This window comes from Streptomyces echinoruber (genome assembly GCF_014651135.1).
Lineage (GTDB): Bacteria > Actinomycetota > Actinomycetes > Streptomycetales > Streptomycetaceae > Streptomyces > Streptomyces echinoruber.
This window is the reverse complement of sequence record NZ_BMWH01000024.1, coordinates 10,819-27,651: the sequence shown is the minus strand read 5'-3', so window position 1 is coordinate 27,651 and position 16,833 is coordinate 10,819. Positions and strand designations below refer to the sequence as shown.

Here is a 16,833-nt window from a genome sequence, read left to right as displayed (position 1 = left end):
TCACCAGCCGCGGTTGGCGTAGCGCTCGGCCTCGGGCAGGACATCGCAGTTGATGCCGACCATGGCCTCGCCGAGGTTGCGGGACGCGTCCGCGATGATCTTCGGGTCGTCGTAGAAGGTGGTCGCCTTGACGATGGCGGCGGCGCGCTTGGCCGGGTCGCCGGACTTGAAGATGCCGGAGCCGACGAAGACGCCCTCGGCGCCGAGCTGGCGCATCAGCGCGGCGTCGGCCGGGGTGGCCACACCGCCCGCGGAGAACAGCACCACCGGGAGCTTGCCGAGCTCGGCGACCTCCTTGACCAGCTCGTAGGGGGCGCGCAGCTCCTTGGCGGCGGCGTACAGCTCGTGGTCGTCCAGGCCGCGCAGGCGGGCGATGTCGTTCTTGATCTGACGCAGGTGGCGCACCGCCTCGACGACGTTGCCGGTGCCGGCCTCGCCCTTGGAGCGGATCATCGCGGCACCCTCGGAGATGCGGCGCAGGGCCTCGCCGAGGTTGGTGGCGCCGCACACGAACGGGGTGGTGAACGCCCACTTGTCGGTGTGGTTGACCTCGTCGGCCGGGGTGAGGACCTCGGACTCGTCGATGTAGTCGACGCCGAGCGCCTGCAGGACCTGGGCCTCGACGAAGTGGCCGATGCGGGACTTGGCCATCACCGGGATGGAGACGGCGTTCATGATGCCCTCGATCATGTCCGGGTCGGACATGCGGGCCACGCCGCCGTCCTTGCGGATGTCGGCCGGGACCCGCTCCAGGGCCATGACGGCGACGGCGCCCGCGTCCTCGGCGATCTTCGCCTGCTCCGGGGTGACGACGTCCATGATCACGCCACCCTTGAGCTGCTCGGCCATGCCGCGCTTGACGCGCGCGGTGCCGGTCGCGGGGGCCTGGTCGGTGGAAGACGTGGTGGACACGGGTTGACCTCACTCGGTGAAGAGGGTTGCTGCATCCCCGAGGAAACGAGAGAGGCCCAGGCCACAGCAAGGGCCAATGGGAAGCCAGTGGCTCGTTTTCTCCCGCCCGGCTCCGCCGCGGGGCCCCACCGCGGGGCTCAAACCGCCCGCTCGGCCAGGGCCGCGGGCGGCTCTCAGACGGCCCGCTCCGCCAGGGCCGCGGGCGGTTCGTCGTCCATCTCGAACGCCAAGGGGAACGGCGCGTGCCCGGCCAGCCGGAACCACCGCACCTTGCGGTGCTGCCGCAGCCGCCGCACGGCGCCCACGGCGTCGTTGTGGAACCGCCGGGCCATCGGGACACGCCGCACGGCCTCGCTGAGCTCGCGCACCGCCTCTTCTCCCCCGGGCGCCTCCCGTACGGCCTCCACCTGCCGCGGGTCCTCGAACACCGCCCGCAGGGCCTGGCTCAGCTCGCTCTCGGCGACCTCCCGCTGCTCCTCCTCCGCCTGCCGGGCCGCGTGCGCGGCCTCGTACAGCACGATCGAGGCGGCCGGGTCCAGCACCCCGGACGTCGCCAGTTCCTGCGCCACGGACGCCCGGCGCAGCAACTGGGCGTCCAGCGCCGCCCGCGCGGCGTCGATCCGGGCGTGCAGCCGGTCCAGCCGCCCCGCCGTCCAGCTCAGATACAGGCCGATCGCGACGAGGACGGCGAGGATCCAGATGAGGGTTGCGGTCACGGGCGGCAAGGCTACCGGGGCGCCGCGCGGACGGGGTCCGGCGGGAGGCGCCCGGCGGGAGGCGCCCGCGCGGCCCCGGCCCGCGGGGCCGGTGTCCCGGCGCACGCGCGAGGGACCCCGGCACAGGCCCCGGTGAACCGAGGGCAGGACCGGTGTCCCGGCGCACGCGCGAGGGACCGGACGGCGGATCGCGGGGCGCCGCCCCGCTCCGTACTCCCGGTGCTCCCGCGCGCCGGCCCGGGTCCGCGCGCCGGCACCGGACCCGCCCGCCCTTCCGGGCCCACGGCCTGCGCGGCGCACGCGCGAGGGGCGCCGCCGATGTACCAGGAGTACCGATGTACCAGGAGTACAAGGAGCCGCTTGCCCGTGCGGCGCACCCGCGTGGGGCGCCGCGACCGCGGCACGCGCGCGCCCGTCACGCCCCGCGCCGTGGAACCGCGCCCGGCGCACCCCCCGCGGCCGCGCCCACCCGGCGCCCGGCGTCCGCGCACGGCCCGCGGCAGGCGTGCCGCCGCCCCTGCGCGGGCAGCACCGCCCCCGCGCGGGCAGCGCCGCCCCGACGGGCCCGCCCCCGGCCCGTTCCTCAGTCCCGCGCCAGCCCGAGCCGCGCCCGCAGTCCCGTCGCCCGTTCGTCCGCGCCCACCGCGGTCGTGCCGTCGGTCACCGTCTCGTAGACGGAGAGGATGTCGGCGCCGACGGTGGACCAGTCGAAGCGGCGGACGTGGACGGAGCCGCGGGCGCGCAGCTCGGCGCGGCGGCTGGGGTCGCCCAGGAGGCGTACGGCGGCCTCGGCGAGGGCGTCGGCGTCCTCGTTGGGGAACAGCTCACCGGCCGCGCCGTGGTCCAGCACCTGGGCGAAGGCGTCGAGGTCGGAGGCGAGCACGGGCGCGCCCGCCGACATCGCCTCGACCAGGATGATCCCGAAGCTCTCGCCGCCGGTGTTGGGCGCGACGTACAGGTCGATGCTGCGCAGCAGGCGCGCCTTGTCCTCGTCGCTGATCATGCCGAGGAACTCGACGTGCGAGCGCAGCGGCTTCGGCAGGTCCGCCACCGCCTCCTCGGCGTCCCCGCGCCCGGCGACCAGCAGCCGGGTCCGCGGCCGGGCGGCGATGATCCCCGGCAGGGCCCGCATCAGCACCGGCAGGCCCTTGCGGGGCTCGTCGATGCGCCCGATGAAGCCGATGGTGTCGCCCTGCCACTCCGGTTTCGGCTCGGCCTTGGCGAAGAAGTCGACGTCGACGCCGTTGGGTATCACCACCGCGTCGCCGCCCAGGTGCTCGACGAGGGTGCGCCGGGCGTATTCGCTGACCGCGATCCGGGCGCTGATCTTCTCCAGGGCGGCCTGCAGGATGGCGTACGCGGCGATCATCGCGCGCGAACGCGGGTTGGAGGTGTGGAAGGTGGCCACGATGGGCCCCTGGGCCGCCCAGCAGGCCAGCAGGCCCAGCGACGGCGAGGTCGGCTCGTGGATGTGGATGACGTCGAACGCGCCCTCGTGCAGCCAGCGCCGCACCCGTGCCGCGGAGAGGAAGCCGAAGTTCAGCCGGGCGACCGAGCCGTTGTACGGCACCGGCACCGCGCGCCCGGCGGAGACGACGTAGGGCGGCAGCGGGGTGTCGTCGTCGGCCGGGGCGAGCACGGACACCTCGTGGCCCTGGCGGATGAAGTACTCGGCGAGGTCGCGGATGTGGAACTGGACGCCGCCCGGCACGTCCCAGGAGTACGGGCAGACGATGCCGATCCTCACGGCCGCTCCCCGTCACCGGCGGCGTCACCGGCGGCGTCACCGGCAGCGTCACTGGCGGTGTTCCCGGTGCCCGCCGGGCGGGGCTCCAGGTCCGCGAGCCACAGCCGCTGCAGCATGTGCCAGTCCTCCGGATGGTCGGCGATCCCCGAGGCGAAGGCGTCGGCCAGCGCCTGTGTCATGACAGACGTCTTCTCGGCGCGCGTGCCTGACTCGGGCACCTCGACCGGCGGGTGCACGCGGCCCCGCATCACGGGCGTGTCGTCGTACCACAGGGTCACCGGCAGCAGCAGCGCGCCGGTCTGCTGGGCGAGCAGGGCGGGTCCGGCCGGCATCCGCGCGGCCTCGCCGAAGAAGGACACCTCCACGCCCGAGGCGGACAGGTCGCGGTCGGCGACCAGGCAGACCAGGCCGCCCTCGCGCAGCCGCCGGGCCAGCCGGCCGAAGGCGGCGCCGCCGTTGTGCGGCAGCACCTCCATGCCGAGGCCCTCGCGGTAGGCGACGAAGCGGTCGTACAGGCTCTCCGGCCGCAGCCGCTCGGCGACGGTGGTGAACGGGATGCCCAGGTGGGTGGTGACCCAGGCGCCGGCCAGGTCCCAGTTGGCCATGTGCGGCAGCGCCAGGACGACGCCGCGGCCGGCGGCCAGGGCGTCGGTGAGGTGGTGCACGCCCTTCGGGTCGACGCCGTCCCTGATGCGCTCCGCGCTCCACACGGGCAGCCGGAAGGACTCCATCCAGTAGCGCAGGTAGGAGCGCATGCCCGCGCGGGACAGCTCGGCCAGCCGCTCGGGCGTGGCGTCGGGCACCACGCGCGCGTAGTTGGCCTCCAGCCGCCGTACGCCCGGGCCGCGCCGCTTCCAGGCGAGGTCGGCGATGGTGCGGCCGAGGCGTGCGGCGGCGGGCTCGGGGAGCTTCTTGACCGTGGCCCAGCCCAGCCCGTACAGCGTGTCCGTCAGCTGCTCCCGCACGTTCACGTGGCCGCCCCGCTTCCGTGCGAGGCGCCGCCCTGCGCCGCGGCCGCCTCCGCCTCCGCCGACTCGCGGCGCACGGTGACCACGCGCTGGACCAGCGTGACGAGGCTGCCGACGGCGACGAGCCACAGGGCGATCGGCAGCAGCACCTGGATGCCCGGCACGCCGAACTTGTGCATCCCGGCGAAGCCGGCCGCGACCAGGGAGACCACCAGCCGCTCGGCGCGCTCCACGAGCCCGTTGACGGCGACCGGCAGGCCGATCGACTCGCCGCGCGCCTTGGTGTACGACACCACCTGCCCGCTGGCCAGGCAGAAGATCGACACCGCGCACAGCACGTTGTCGTCCCCGCCGCCCGCGTACCACAGGGCGAAACCGCCGAAGATCGCGCCGTCGGCGACCCGGTCCAGGGTCGAGTCCAGGAACGCGCCCCAGCGGCTGCTGCGGCCGATCTGGCGGGCCATGTTGCCGTCGACGAGGTCGGAGAAGACGAACAGCGTGATGACGACCGTGCCCCAGAAGAACTCGCCCCGGGGGTAGAAGACCAGCGCGCCCGCGACCACGCCCGCGGTGCCGATGAGCGTGACCGTGTCGGGGCTGACACCCCGGCGGATGAGAAACGCGGCGAACGGTGTGAGGACACGCGTGAAGAACGCACGCGCGTACTTGTTCAGCATGGCCTTCCCGAGGGTCGGTGTCGCCTGGCGGCCCCTGCTGGCCACCGGCGGGCCCATCGTAGCCACGCGCGCCGGCGCGCGAGTGCCGGGCACCGGACCTCGTCGCGCACCGTCCGGCGGGCGGCCCGCGGCGGGGAGCCGCAAGGCCCGCGGCGGGGGCCGCACGGCCCGCGGGCGGCGCCGGACGGCACGAACGCGTCCGTCGTATGGACGCACCGTGACGGGAGTGGAAAGCTCGAAGAACCGCGGGCGTCGACGGAGCCGCCACCGCCGGGGTGTCCCGGCGGAGCGCAGGGGGAGGGGCCGCGCGCCCGACCGACCTCACCGTGCACGGGAGGCAAGGCCATGGGCGACAAGGCGAACACACACCCCGGAGCCGCCGGCAGGGCAGTGGCGGCCGACCACCCCGCGTCCGTACGGAATGTGGTGCTGGTCGGCCACACCGGATCGGGCAAGACCACTCTGGTGGAAGCTCTCGCGCTGACCGCGGGGGCGATCAACCGGGCGGGCCGCGTGGAGGACGGCGGCACCGTCTCCGACCACGACGAGATCGAGCACCGCCAGCAGCGCTCGGTGCAGCTCTCCCTGGTGCCCGTCACCTGGGACGGCATCAAGATCAATCTCCTGGACACCCCCGGGTACGCCGACTTCGTGGGTGAGCTCAGGGCCGGGCTGCGGGCGGCGGACGCGGCCCTGTTCGTCGTCTCCGCCGCGGACGGCGTGGACGGCTCGACCCGCATGGTGTGGGAGGAGTGCGCGGCCGTCGGCATGCCGCGCGCCATCGTCGTCACCCACCTGGAGTCGGCGCGCGCGGACTTCGACGAGATGACGCGAATCTGCGCGGAGGCCTTCGGCGCCGACGACCCCGACGCCGTACTGCCCCTGTACCTGCCGCTGCACGGCCCGGAAGGGCCCGACGGGCACGCGCCCGTGACCGGTCTGGTCGGGCTGCTGTCGCAGAAGCTGTTCGACTACTCCTCCGGCGAGCGCAAGGAGTCCGAACCGGGCCCGGACCGGCTGCCGCAGCTCCAGGAGGCCCGCAACCGGCTCATCGAGGGGATCATCTCCGAGAGCGAGGACGAGACCCTCATGGACCGCTACCTCGGCGGTGAGCAGGTCGACCTCAAGACGCTCGTGCAGGACCTGGAGCGGGCCGTGGCGCGCGGGGTCTTCTTCCCCGTCCTGGCCGCCGCCCCCGCCGCCGAGGGCGCCCGGCAGGGCCTGGGCACCGTCGAGCTGCTGGAGCTGATCACCGGCGGCTTCCCCACCCCGCTGGAGCGCGAGCAGCCCCAGGTCACCACGCCCGACGGCAGGCCGCGCGAGCTGAAGCCGTGCGACCCGGACGGGCCGCTGGTCGCCGAGGTCGTCAAGACCTCCTCCGACCCCTACGTCGGCCGGCTCTCCCTCGTCCGCGTCTTCTCCGGCACCCTGCGCCCCGACGAGACGGTGCACGTCTCCGGGCACGGCCTGGCCGACCGCGGCCACGAGGACCACGACGTCGACGAGCGCATCGGCGCCCTGTCCACCCCGTTCGGCAAGCAGCAGCGGCCGGTCGGCCACTGCATCGCGGGCGACCTGGCGTGCGTGGCCAAGCTGACCCGCGCCGAGACCGGCGACACGCTGTCCGCCAAGGACGACCCGCTGCTGATGGAACCCTGGGAGATGCCCGACCCGCTGCTGCCGGTCGCCATCCGGGCGCACAGCAAGGCCGACGAGGACAAGCTCTCCCAGGGACTGTCCCGGCTGGTCGCCGAGGACCCCACCATGCGCCTGGAACAGAACCAGGACACCCACCAGGTGGTGCTGTGGTGCATGGGCGAGGCCCACGCGGACGTCGCCCTGGAACGGCTGCGCAGCCGCTACGGCGTCCAGGTCGACGTCGTCCCGCACCGGGTGTCCCTGCGGGAGACGTTCGCCGCCAGGGCGACGGCGCGCGGCCGGCACGTCAAGCAGTCCGGCGGGCACGGGCAGTACGCCATCTGCGCCATCGAGGTCGAGCCGCTGCCGGAGGGCTCGGGCGTGGAGTTCGCCGAACGGGTCGTCGGCGGGGCCGTGCCGCGGCAGTTCATCCCGTCCGTCGAGAAGGGCGTGCGCGCCCAGGCCGCCAAGGGCGTCGCCACCGGCAACCCCCTGGTCGACGTCCGCGTCACCCTCGTCGACGGCAAGGCGCACTCCGTCGACTCCTCCGACGCCGCCTTCCAGACGGCGGGCGCCCTCGCCCTGCGCGAGGCCGCCGCCGAGGCGAAAATCCACCTGCTCGAACCGGTCGCCGAGGTCGGCGTCCTCGTCGGCGACGACTACGTCGGCGCCGTGATGAGCGACCTCTCCTCCCGCCGCGGCCGCGTCCTGGGCACCGAGCAGGTCGGCACCGGACGCACCCTCGTCCGCGCCGAGGTGCCCGAGATCGAGATCAGCCGCTACGCCGTCGACCTGCGCTCCCTCTCCCACGGCACCGCCCGTTTCAACCGCCGCTACGTCCGGCACGAGCCGATGCCGCCGCAGATCGCGGAGAAGGTGAAGGAGCAGATGAAGGAGGCGTCGTAGGCGCCGGCCCGCCGGCGGGCCGGTACGCCGGCCGTCCCGCGCCGGCGGCGCGCCCCGCGCTTCGGGCGGGGCGCGCCGCGCCCGGTGCGAGCGGGCGCACAACTCGGCGGCGGAACACGCTTCTTCCACTTCCGCGGGCGGCTTTCCGGGTCCGCCCACGGACGCCGGTGGCTGCGGATACGCTGATGACCTGATCAACAGGTGTGCGGAGCACGGAAGTCGGGAAGTGCCGCAGCAGTGACACCGGCAGCGATCGGGGGCGGGCATGTCAGTTCCGGGCGGTATTCCGAGCGGTATCGAGGACCTCTTCGGCCCACAGGTGCCACTCGCCGGGGAGGAGGGACAGAAGGCGACGTACGCCCTGGCCTCGGCGGCCTACCGGGACTCCAAGGTCACGGAAATCCTCAAGGCCGACAACGAGTGGCACAAGTCGACCGTCAAGCCGGGCCGGAAGTTGACCACCCTCTTCGAGCCCAACCTCGGTGAGGCGTTCTCCCAGGCGGTCATCGACCGGATGCTCGGCGTCGGCCGCGAGCCGCTCATCCAGTCCTTCGGCATCGAACCGCAGGTGGTCGTCGAACACTGCCTGGCCGCCAACGGCATCCGCCGCCGCCGCGACAGCGCGCTGCGCATCGTGATGGTGCTGTGCGGCCTGCTGTTCCTGCCCGGCCTGCTGGTGTGGCTGCTCGTCTTCCAGCTGCGCCGCATCATCGCCCGCAGCGAGGACCGGCGCACCGGCGCCCTGGGCAACGTCCTCCTCGTCGCGGTCGGCGCCCTGGCCGTGCTCTTCCTCCTCAAGATCCCCTTCTCGGGCTTCTGGGGGTGGTACGCGCGCGCGGCGGTCGTCGCGCCCGTCGCCGGCTGGTTCTGGGCCAAGCGGATCTGTGAGAACACCGCCCGGGACCTGCGGGAGCGCTGGGACGCCCTGCTGTCCGGCGGCGGCATAGGCGCCAAGATCCCCGAAACGGTGCCGACCGGACCGCAGGAGACGGCGGCCGAGAAGCTGCGCCAGGCCCTGGCCCGGCTCAGCGCCGAGCAGCAGTCCAACTCGGTCTTCTACGCCGGCCCCAAGGGCATACTCGGCATGGGCACCCGGTGGGGGAGCTGGCAGCTCGCCGAGGAACTGGTGCCGGCCGACCCCACCCGGGAGATCCACCCCTTCCGCGCCTGGGACGTGATACGCGCCATCCACGACCAGTTGCGCATGCTGGAGCGCGGCCCCCTCAACACCGGCGGCTTCCCCACCCCGTCCATACGGCACTGGATCGTCACGCCCATCGCCGAGGGCGCCACGGCCGTCTCCCGGCCCAAGGGCACGGACGTGGAGGCCTTCCAGGTCAAGCCGCACGCCATACAGGAGATCTGCAACCGGCAGCAGTTCGGCAGCGGCGACCGGCACTACCTGGGCGTGCAGTGGGTGCTGTGGGACGGCCAGCTCGTCCTCACCATGCTGATCACAGTGACCGTGCTGCACCACACGCTGCGCATCGAGGTCACCGGGCATGCCCTGGGCCCCGTGCACGGCCTGTTCACCTCCAAGCCGGAGCCCAAGGAGAAGACCGTGCAGAAGTCGGTGCGCTTCTGGGAGACCCGCACGGTGAAACTGCCCCTCGTCGACGCCGACGAGGTGGTCCGCCTCTCCGCCCGCGCCCTGTTCACCTGGTACCCCCCGCTGCTGAACTGGCTCGGCGGCCAGCTCGTCCTCCCCGAGCCGTTCGGCCTCCGGCACGCCTGGGCCGACCAGCCCTGGCGGCACCGCTTCATGGCCGACGACGCGTTGCGCGCCGCCACCCCGGTGCTGCGGGTCGTGCACGCCGCGGCGCTCCGCGTGCTGAAGGAGAACGGCGTGGACATCGAGAAGTTCGGCGCGCGCTCGGCCTCCCTCAGCGCCCAGGTGCAGGAGGTCTCGCCGCACAAGGCGGACGTGTACGACGCGTAGGGACGGCGGGGACGCGGGGGACGGTGACGGGACGCCCCGGGCGTTCCCCGTCACCCTCGGGCGTTCCCGTCACCGCGGGCTCACCACGGACTCACCGCGGACCGGGACGCCCCCGTCGCCGCGGACGCGGCCTACGCCGGCCAGGCCTCCGCCAGCATCTTCCGTGTGTCCGCCAGCAGTTGCGGCAGCACCTTGGTGTGGCCGACCACCGGCATGAAGTTGGTGTCGCCGCCCCACCGGGGCACGACGTGCTGGTGGAGGTGGGCGGCGATGCCGGCACCGGCCACCGCGCCCTGGTTCATGCCGATGTTGAAGCCGTGCGCGCCGGAGGCCGTGCGCAGCGCCTTCATCGCCTGCTTGGTCAGCTCCGCGAGCTCGGCGGTCTCCTCCGCGGTGAGGTCCGTGTAGTCGGCGACGTGCCGGTAGGGCACCGTCATCAGGTGACCGCCGTTGTACGGGTACAGGTTGAGCACCGCGTACACCTGCTCGCCGCGCTTGACGATCAGCCCGTCCTCGTCGGACTTGGCCGGGATCGAGCAGAAGGGGCATCCGTCGCCGGCCCCCGGGCCGGTCGGCTTGTTCTCACCCTGGATGTAGGCCATCCGGTGGGGCGTCCACAAGCGCTGGAACGCGTCCTGCGTCCCCACTCCGAACTGCTGCTCCGGCTCACTGGTCATGAGGTGCAGCATAGGGCGTCGCCCGTGCGCGGCGCGTCGCCGGGGCCCCGCGGGACTCGGTTCCGCGGGGCCCCGGCAGAGCGGATCGATCAGACCTGCGCCCGCTCCTCGACGACCTTGACGATCTTGGCGATGGCCTCGTCGGCCGGGATGCCGTTCTCCTGCGAACCGTCGCGGTAGCGGAAAGAGACGGAGCCGTTGCTCATGTCCTCGTCCCCGACGATGACCATGAACGGCACCTTCTGCTTCTGGGCGGTCCTGATCTTCTTCTGCATGCGGTCGGAGGAGGAGTCCACCTCGACCCGCAGGCCCTTCTCCCTGGCCTGCGCGGCCCACTTCTCCAGGTACGGCACGTGCGCGTCGCCGACCGGGATGCCCACCGCCTGCACCGGAGCGAGCCACGCGGGGAAGGCGCCCGCGTAGTGCTCCAGCAGCACCGCGAAGAACCTCTCGATGGAGCCGAACAGCGCGCGGTGGATCATCACCGGCCGCTGCTTGCTGCCGTCGGCGGCGGTGTACTCCAGGTCGAAGCGCTCGGGCAGGTTGAAGTCGAGCTGGATGGTCGACATCTGCCAGGTGCGACCGATGGCGTCCTTGGCCTGGACGGAGATCTTCGGGCCGTAGAAGGCGGCGCCGCCCGGGTCGGGCACGAGGGGCAGGCCCTGCTTCTCGGCGACCTGCCGCAGCGTCTCGGTGGCTTCCTCCCAGGCCTCGTCGGTGCCGACGAACTTCTCCGGGTCCTTGGTGGACAACTCCAGGTAGAAGTCGGTCAGGCCGTAGTCGCGCAGCAGCTTCAGCACGAAGGTGAGCGTCTTGTCGAGCTCGCCTGCCATCTGCTCGCGGGTGCAGTAGATGTGCGCGTCGTCCTGCGTGAAGCCGCGGGCGCGGGTCAGCCCGTGCACCACGCCCGACTTCTCGTACCGGTACACGGTCCCGAACTCGAACAGCCGCAGCGGCAGTTCACGGTACGAACGGCCGCGCGCCGCGAAGATCAGGTTGTGCATCGGGCAGTTCATGGGCTTGAGGTAGTAGTCCACGCCCTCGTCGAGCTGCATGGGCGGGTACATGCCGTCGGCGTACCAGTCCAGGTGGCCCGAGACCTCGAAGAGCTTCCCCTTCGTGGCGTGCGGGGTGTAGACGAACTCGTAGCCCTCCTCCTCGTGGCGGCGCCGCGAGTAGTCCTCCATGACGCGGCGGACGATGCCGCCCCGGGGGTGGAAGACGGCGAGACCGGAGCCGATCTCCTCGGGGATGGAGAACAGGTCCAGCTCGCTGCCGAGCTTGCGGTGGTCGCGCTTCTCGGCCTCGGCGAGGAAGTCCAGGTACTGCTTCAGTTCGTCCTTGGACGGCCAGGCGGTGCCGTAGATGCGCTGGAGCATCGGGTTCTTCTCGCTGCCGCGCCAGTAGGCGGCCGCGTTGCGCATCAGCTTGAACGCCGGGATCAGCCGGGTGGAGGGCAGGTGCGGACCGCGGCAGAGGTCCTTCCAGCACAGCTCGCCGGTCCTGGCGTCCAGGTTGTCGTAGATCGTCAGCTCGCCGGCGCCGACCTCGACGTCCGCGCCGTCCTCGCTGGAGGCGGAGCCCTTCAGGCCGATCAGCTCCAGCTTGTACGGCTCGTTCGCGAGCTCCTCGCGAGCCTGCTCGTCGGTGACCACGCGCCGCGAGAAGCGCTGCCCGCGCTTGATGATCTCCTGCATCTTCTTCTCGACGGCCTTGAGATCCTCGGGCGTGAACGGCCTCTCGACGTCGAAGTCGTAGTAGAAGCCGTCCTTCACCGGCGGGCCGATGCCCAGCTTCGCCTCGGGGAAGAGTTCCTGCACCGCCTGCGCCATGACGTGCGCGGTGGAGTGGCGCAGGATGTTCAGGCCGTCCTCGGAGGAGATCTCGACGGCCTCGACGGTGTCGCCGTCGCGCAGCTCGTACGCGAGGTCCTTCAGCTCGCCGCCCACGCGCGCGGCGACGACGCTGCGCTGCCCGTCGAACAGGTCGGCCGCCGTAGTGCCCGTCGTCACCACGCGTTCTTCCCGCTCGGAATCGCGTTGGATGATCACACGGACGTCTGACACCGGTCTCTCCTGACGTGACGGGGGACACGCGCACCGGCATGTGCGCAGGCCATACAGGAGCGATCGTACCGACCCGCGCAGGCCCCTGGTGAACTCATTCCCCGCCGCAGGCGTCCCCGGGGAAGTCGAGGTCCTCCCGCAGCGCCTTGAGCAGCCGCTCCCGCTCCCCCTCGTCCACCTGCACCGGTACGACCCCGCGGGGGTCGGTGAGCCGCCGGAAGCCGTCGCGGCTGTCCAGGTGCCCGTCCACCCGGACCGGGAGCCCGACGAGGTGGGCGTGGCCGGCGACGCGGTAGGCCTCCTCGTCGAGGGTGACGCGGACGTGCGGCACGTCGGCGCCGGTGAGGACGCGCAGCCGTACGGTGCCCGGGCCGTCCGGCCGGGCCCGGCGCATGCGGACGACGGTGCCGGTGAGGCGGACCGGCACGGAGGGCTCCGCGCGCAGGTAGCGGGCGCCGGCCTCGCGCAGGACGGGCAGGTCGCCGGGTGAGAACTCGACGGGTTCGGCGACGGCGGCGCAGCCGTCGGGGACGTCGGCCGCGGGTGCCCAGGCGACGGCGACGCGGGCGCCCTCGGTGCCGCGGACGAGGGTGACGAGGGCCTCGGTGAACTCGCGGCTGGCGCCGGCTCCCACGGCTCCGTCGAAGGCGTCCATGCCGCCGGTGGCCCGCCGGTAGTCGATGGCCTCGCGGGTGGCGTACAGGGCGTGGTGGAGGCGCACGGCCAGCGGGCGCGCGCCGGCCACGGGGACGAACGCGGTGAGCCGCCGGCCGTCCGGGGCGGGGTCGAGGAGGACGTCCTCCAGGCACGCGGCGGCGGTGCGGCGGTGGCGGGCGCCGAAGTATCCGGCACGCGCGCGGGTGGCGAGCGCGGCGGCGAGGAGCATCCGCCGGGCGCCGGTGCGCAGTTCCTCGCCGGCCCGCCAGGCGGCGGCCCCGCCCGCGCCGGTCGCGACGTCCCGGGACCAGTGGATCTCGTCGCTGGGCGCGGCGAGCGCGAGGAGCACCTGGCGGGCGGCGGGGGTGCCGCTGCGGTGCAGGGCGTGCAGGGCCTCGCCGAGCAGGTCGTCGCTGTCGGGGAAGGCGCGGCTTTCGGGGACGAGCAGGCTGGTGCGGCCGCCGTCGGGGCCGGGCGGGGTCCAGCGGCCGTAGCGCCCGGCGGCGCCGCCGCGCCGCCGCCAGCCGTGCCGGCGCAGCAGCGCGGCGAGCACGGCGGGGTCGACGCCGGCCGGGTCGGGGGGACGGTGCCACGCGGGGTCCGCGGGGTGCGGCGGCCTGCGCGGCGGGCGGTGCGTCATGGTCTGCCTCCCGTCCCGACCCGCGTCATGATCTCGCACAGCGCCCGGTCGTCGAAGATCCGTGAGGTCGGTATCCGTACGGTGGTGCGCTGCCGGCCGGTGACGGGGTGGCCGGCGAGGTTGGTCCAGTAGCAGCAGTGCCTGAGGTCGAGGTGGTCGTGGCCGGCCCGCAGCCACTGCTCCCGGGAGCGCGGGACGATCATCACGACGAGGATCTTGTGCACCGAGACCGGGGTGCGGGCGAGCTTGGCCAGGTGGGTGTTGTCGAGCGTGAAGGAGAAGAAGGGGCCCGCCGGGTGGGGTGCCACCTGGTAGGTCGCCTTCAGCTGCACCTTGATGGTGACCTCGTCGTCGACGGTGTGGCCGGGCGCGCTGTGGCTGACGTGCCAGTCGATGCCGTTGTCCGGGAAGGGCTGGGACAGCGAGCAGCCCGCGGCCGCGGCGACCGCGTGCAGATAGCCGACCTGCAGTGTCTCCATGCAGGCGGTGGTGGCGAGGGTGCCGCGTCGGGGGCCCGCCCGTGCGGGCAGCAGCCCGCCCCGTTCGGGCTGCGCCATTGCCATGACCAACTGCCTTCCGTGCCGGGGGAATCCCCGCTGCGGGTCGCTGAACTGCAAAGACCCGTACTCGTGTTGTCTCCTTCCGGCGTACGGCGCAAACAGCCCGGGTATCACCGAACAGGGCGGAAACGGCGCAGTGGACGGTGTGTCACCTGCCGAGGGCGAGCGAGGGGTTGTGTGGGGATGACGTGCTGGTACGAAGGGCCTCTGGCCGCGTTCGACACGGAGACGACGGGCGTGGACGTGGAGAGCGACCGGATCGTGTCGGCCGCGGTCGTCGTGCAGGAGGCGCCGGGCATCCGGCCGCGGGTGCACCGCTGGCTGGTGCACCCGGGGGTGCCGGTGCCCGCCGCGGCGACCGCGGTGCACGGGCTGACGGAGGAGCACCTGCGGCGCAACGGCCGCTGGCCGGCTCCGGTGATGCACGAGATAGCCGAGGAGCTGGCCGAACACGCGGCGCGGGGCCGCCCGCTGGTGGTGATGAACGCGCCGTTCGACCTGACGCTGCTCGACCGCGAGCTGCGCCGCCACCGCGCATCCCCCCTGGACCGCTGGCTGCGCGCGGCCTCCCTGCGGGTGCTGGACCCGCTGGTCCTGGACAAGCACCTGGACCGCTACCGCAAGGGCCGCCGCACCCTGGCCGACCTGTGCGCGCACTACGGCGTGCCGCTGGAGGACGCGCACGACGCGGCGGCGGACGCGGTGGCCGCGCTGGAGCTGGTGCGGGCCCTGGGCCGCCGGTTCGCCTCCCGCCTGGAGCGGCTGACCCCGGCCGAGCTGCACTCCCTGCAGGCCGGCTGGCACGCGGCGCAGGCCCGCGGTCTGCAGGCGTGGTTCGCCCGCACGGGTGCGGACGAGCAGGTGGACGCCTCCTGGCCGCTGCGGCCGGGGCTGTCGGCGGCGGCCTGACGCCGCGGTTCCCGCGGGCGGTGCCCGCGGGCCCGGGTGCGGGGGTGCGGGCGGCGCGGCCGCCCGGAAGCCATCCGAAAGCCGTCCGGAAACGGCGAGAGCGGCGCGGCTCGCGTTTGACGCGAGCACACGCCGCTCTCCTTCCGGTGGGCGATACTGGGATCGAACCAGTGACCTCTTCGGTGTGAACGAAGCGCTCTCCCGCTGAGCTAATCGCCCGGGAACGCACTGAACAATACAGGTGCCGGCGCCCTCGCATCAAACCGCTTCGAGGCGGGCGGCCAGTCCGCGCCGCCCGGCCCGCATCATCAGGGCGTGGTTGGCCCGCAGCAGCGGCCGTCCGGGCACGGCCAGGCGCCGCAGCAGCGGTTTGCGGACGTCGACCTCCTGGTCGTAGACCGCCCGGGTGCCGGACCCGGCGGGGGTGATCGTCCAGCGGGCCCAGCCCTCGAGGTCCCCGGTGATCAGGACGCCCAGGACTCCGGCGGCACAGTCGCGCCGCTCCTCCCGCAGGGTGAGGACCAGGTCGTACGGGAGGAGGGCGCGGATGCGGACGGTGCCGCTGGTGTCGCCGCGCCGGGTGACCTCCCGGATCTGGGGCCACCAGCGGGGGTAGTCCTCGATGCGCTCCAGGACCCGGTAGACGGCGGGGGCGGGCGCGGGCAGGGTCCACAGACTGCGGAAGCGGTGGCGGTTCCGGTCCGGGTGCTTCCGGTCTGGGGGTTTCCGGTCCGGGGGTTTCCGGTCCGGGTGGTTCCGATCGGTGCGCTTGCGATCCATGGACGCAGTGTGCCCGCGCCCGCGCCGAGGACACCGGCCTCGGCGGTGTCCTCCTCGTACCGCGCGATCTCCTTGTTCACCGGGTCGGTCGGCCGGCAGGCCCGGTACTGGCCGGCGGTGGCGAGGATGCCTCGGTCGTAGCCCATGATCCTGCCGGCCTCGGGGTCGTGGACCATGAAGTCGATGAATCGGGCCACCTCCTCGGGGTGCGGGGTACGCGCGGAGGCGCTCGGCATCAGGGAGGCGAGGTACCGGCCGGTGTGCTTGCCGGTGTGCCTGTCGTCCGTGGCGGGGATCGGGGCCAGGCCGTGCTCGCTGTCGCCCTCCGCCGTGCAGCGGACGGTGAAGTCGCCCCGGGTGAACTCCGAGGCGCCGCCGCCCGCGGCCAGGGAGGACTTGGGCCGGTCCTGCCCGGCCACCTTCGGGAGGTGACGATCCCGGTCTTGACGCGGCGGTACGCATCCGTCCACCGCTCCGTCAGGTCGGCCCGGCCGAAGCCGAGTCCGCCCTTGGTGAGAAAGGCCTTGCCGTACTCGTCCCAGGTCCAGCCCGCCCGGGCGCGACGCCCGCCTTGCGGAGGACCTTCCTGTCGACGACGAGCGTCATAGTGGGGGAACCGATGGGGACACCGAGTTGCTCTCCGTCCACCCGCCCGACCCGAAGGACGCCCTCGCGGGAGTTCTTCAGGTTCGGATTCCCGGCCTGTGCCGGGGACTTGAGGTCGAGCAGGACGCCTCTCCTGTCGCACTTCCGGAGAAACCCGACGGCATTCCGGAAAACGTCCGGCGGATTCCCGCCCGCCGCCTGCGTCCGGAACTTCTCCCAGAATGACCGGTGGTCCTGGAAGTCGGTCTTCACCTTGGTCTTCGGGTACATCTTCGGGTGCTTCTTCTCGAAGAGCGCGATGGTCCGGTCGATCTTCTTCGCCCGTTCGCCGGCCCCCACCGCGAGTAACGAATCGTCACCGTTCCGTCCCCGGAACCGTTCCCGCTTCCGCAACCCGCCGTCGCGCTCGCCCCGTACACGACGGCGGCCCGCCTG

Annotated in this window: 13 protein-coding genes, 1 tRNA gene and 1 pseudogene; 3 read left to right on the top strand and 12 right to left on the bottom strand. The window is 73.1% G+C overall.

The features are described from left to right. From pdxS to pgsA, 5 genes are all read right to left on the bottom strand, one after another. Positions 1 to 912: a pyridoxal 5'-phosphate synthase lyase subunit PdxS gene (pdxS, locus tag IE225_RS24325; protein WP_190059728.1), complete on the bottom strand. Its 912-nt coding sequence runs from the start codon at positions 910 to 912 to the stop codon at positions 1 to 3. A 173-nt stretch (positions 913 to 1,085) separates the two neighbouring features. Then, positions 1,086 to 1,628 (bottom strand): LemA family protein, encoded by a 543-nt coding sequence (locus tag IE225_RS24320; protein WP_190059727.1) that lies wholly within the window; start codon positions 1,626 to 1,628, stop codon positions 1,086 to 1,088. Positions 1,629 to 2,211: 583 nt separating this feature from the next. Further along, positions 2,212 to 3,375 (bottom strand): glycosyltransferase family 4 protein, encoded by a 1,164-nt coding sequence (locus tag IE225_RS24315; protein ID WP_190059726.1) that lies wholly within the window; start codon positions 3,373 to 3,375, stop codon positions 2,212 to 2,214. After that, entirely contained in the window at positions 3,372 to 4,346 is a 975-nt protein-coding gene (locus IE225_RS24310; RefSeq protein ID WP_190059725.1) for a phosphatidylinositol mannoside acyltransferase, read from the bottom strand. The genes IE225_RS24315 and IE225_RS24310 overlap by 4 nt, the downstream gene beginning before the upstream one ends. Then, a complete protein-coding gene (pgsA, locus tag IE225_RS24305) occupies positions 4,343 to 5,077 on the bottom strand; it encodes a phosphatidylinositol phosphate synthase (protein WP_190059809.1) in 735 nt (244 codons plus the stop codon). Before pgsA ends, IE225_RS24310 begins: the two co-directional genes overlap by 4 nt. 288 nt (positions 5,078 to 5,365) lie before the next feature. Between pgsA and IE225_RS24300 the strand changes: the two genes are divergently transcribed. After that, entirely contained in the window at positions 5,366 to 7,564 is a 2,199-nt protein-coding gene (locus IE225_RS24300) for an elongation factor G-like protein EF-G2 (protein ID WP_190059724.1), read from the top strand. A 265-nt stretch (positions 7,565 to 7,829) separates the two neighbouring features. After that, positions 7,830 to 9,503, top strand: coding sequence for an AbeC-like domain-containing protein (locus IE225_RS24295; protein WP_190059723.1), 1,674 nt, complete (start codon positions 7,830 to 7,832; stop codon positions 9,501 to 9,503). A gap of 131 nt (positions 9,504 to 9,634) precedes the next feature. On the opposite strand, the gene IE225_RS24290 is transcribed toward IE225_RS24295, so the two are convergent. The 4 genes from IE225_RS24290 to IE225_RS24275 form a co-directional block, all read right to left on the bottom strand. After that, entirely contained in the window at positions 9,635 to 10,192 is a 558-nt protein-coding gene (locus tag IE225_RS24290; RefSeq protein WP_190059722.1) for an HIT family protein, read from the bottom strand. Between the two features lie 77 nt (positions 10,193 to 10,269). Beyond that, complete coding sequence (gene thrS, locus IE225_RS24285) at positions 10,270 to 12,246, bottom strand: threonine--tRNA ligase (protein ID WP_190059721.1); 1,977 nt, start codon at positions 12,244 to 12,246, stop codon at positions 10,270 to 10,272. A 94-nt stretch (positions 12,247 to 12,340) separates the two neighbouring features. Beyond that, positions 12,341 to 13,543, bottom strand: coding sequence for a hypothetical protein (locus IE225_RS24280; protein WP_190059720.1), 1,203 nt, complete (start codon positions 13,541 to 13,543; stop codon positions 12,341 to 12,343). Then, entirely contained in the window at positions 13,540 to 14,106 is a 567-nt protein-coding gene (locus IE225_RS24275; RefSeq protein WP_190059719.1) for a DUF4365 domain-containing protein, read from the bottom strand. The genes IE225_RS24280 and IE225_RS24275 overlap by 4 nt, the downstream gene beginning before the upstream one ends. Positions 14,107 to 14,286: 180 nt before the next feature. Between IE225_RS24275 and IE225_RS24270 the strand changes: the two genes are divergently transcribed. Next, a complete protein-coding gene (locus IE225_RS24270; RefSeq protein WP_190059718.1) occupies positions 14,287 to 15,012 on the top strand; it encodes a 3'-5' exonuclease in 726 nt (241 codons plus the stop codon). Between the two features lie 147 nt (positions 15,013 to 15,159). On the opposite strand, the gene IE225_RS24265 is transcribed toward IE225_RS24270, so the two are convergent. From IE225_RS24265 to IE225_RS24255, 3 genes and pseudogenes are all read right to left on the bottom strand, one after another. Continuing rightward, positions 15,160 to 15,231: transfer RNA gene (locus tag IE225_RS24265), tRNA-Val, on the bottom strand. 39 nt (positions 15,232 to 15,270) lie between these two features. Next, positions 15,271 to 15,792: an SRPBCC family protein gene (locus IE225_RS24260; RefSeq protein ID WP_190059717.1), complete on the bottom strand. Its 522-nt coding sequence runs from the start codon at positions 15,790 to 15,792 to the stop codon at positions 15,271 to 15,273. Positions 15,793 to 15,818: 26 nt separating this feature from the next. Further along, positions 15,819 to 16,817 (bottom strand): annotated as a pseudogene (locus IE225_RS24255) (ABC transporter substrate-binding protein); the annotation flags it as partial. Between the last annotated feature and the right edge of the window lie 16 nt (positions 16,818 to 16,833).

What these genes read in the sequence shown, in the direction of transcription:
- pgsA (WP_190059809.1), bottom strand. Translation starts at nt 5,077, where the DNA reads ATGGGCCCGCCGGTGGCCAGCAGGGGCCGCCAGGCGACACCGACCCTC.
- IE225_RS24300 (WP_190059724.1), top strand. Translation starts at nt 5,366, where the DNA reads ATGGGCGACAAGGCGAACACACACCCCGGAGCCGCCGGCAGGGCAGTG.
- IE225_RS24295 (WP_190059723.1), top strand. Translation starts at nt 7,830, where the DNA reads ATGTCAGTTCCGGGCGGTATTCCGAGCGGTATCGAGGACCTCTTCGGC.
- IE225_RS24290 (WP_190059722.1), bottom strand. Translation starts at nt 10,192, where the DNA reads ATGCTGCACCTCATGACCAGTGAGCCGGAGCAGCAGTTCGGAGTGGGG.
- IE225_RS24280 (WP_190059720.1), bottom strand. Translation starts at nt 13,543, where the DNA reads ATGACGCACCGCCCGCCGCGCAGGCCGCCGCACCCCGCGGACCCCGCG.
- IE225_RS24275 (WP_190059719.1), bottom strand. Translation starts at nt 14,106, where the DNA reads ATGGCAATGGCGCAGCCCGAACGGGGCGGGCTGCTGCCCGCACGGGCG.
- IE225_RS24270 (WP_190059718.1), top strand. Translation starts at nt 14,287, where the DNA reads ATGACGTGCTGGTACGAAGGGCCTCTGGCCGCGTTCGACACGGAGACG.
- IE225_RS24260 (WP_190059717.1), bottom strand. Translation starts at nt 15,792, where the DNA reads ATGGATCGCAAGCGCACCGATCGGAACCACCCGGACCGGAAACCCCCG.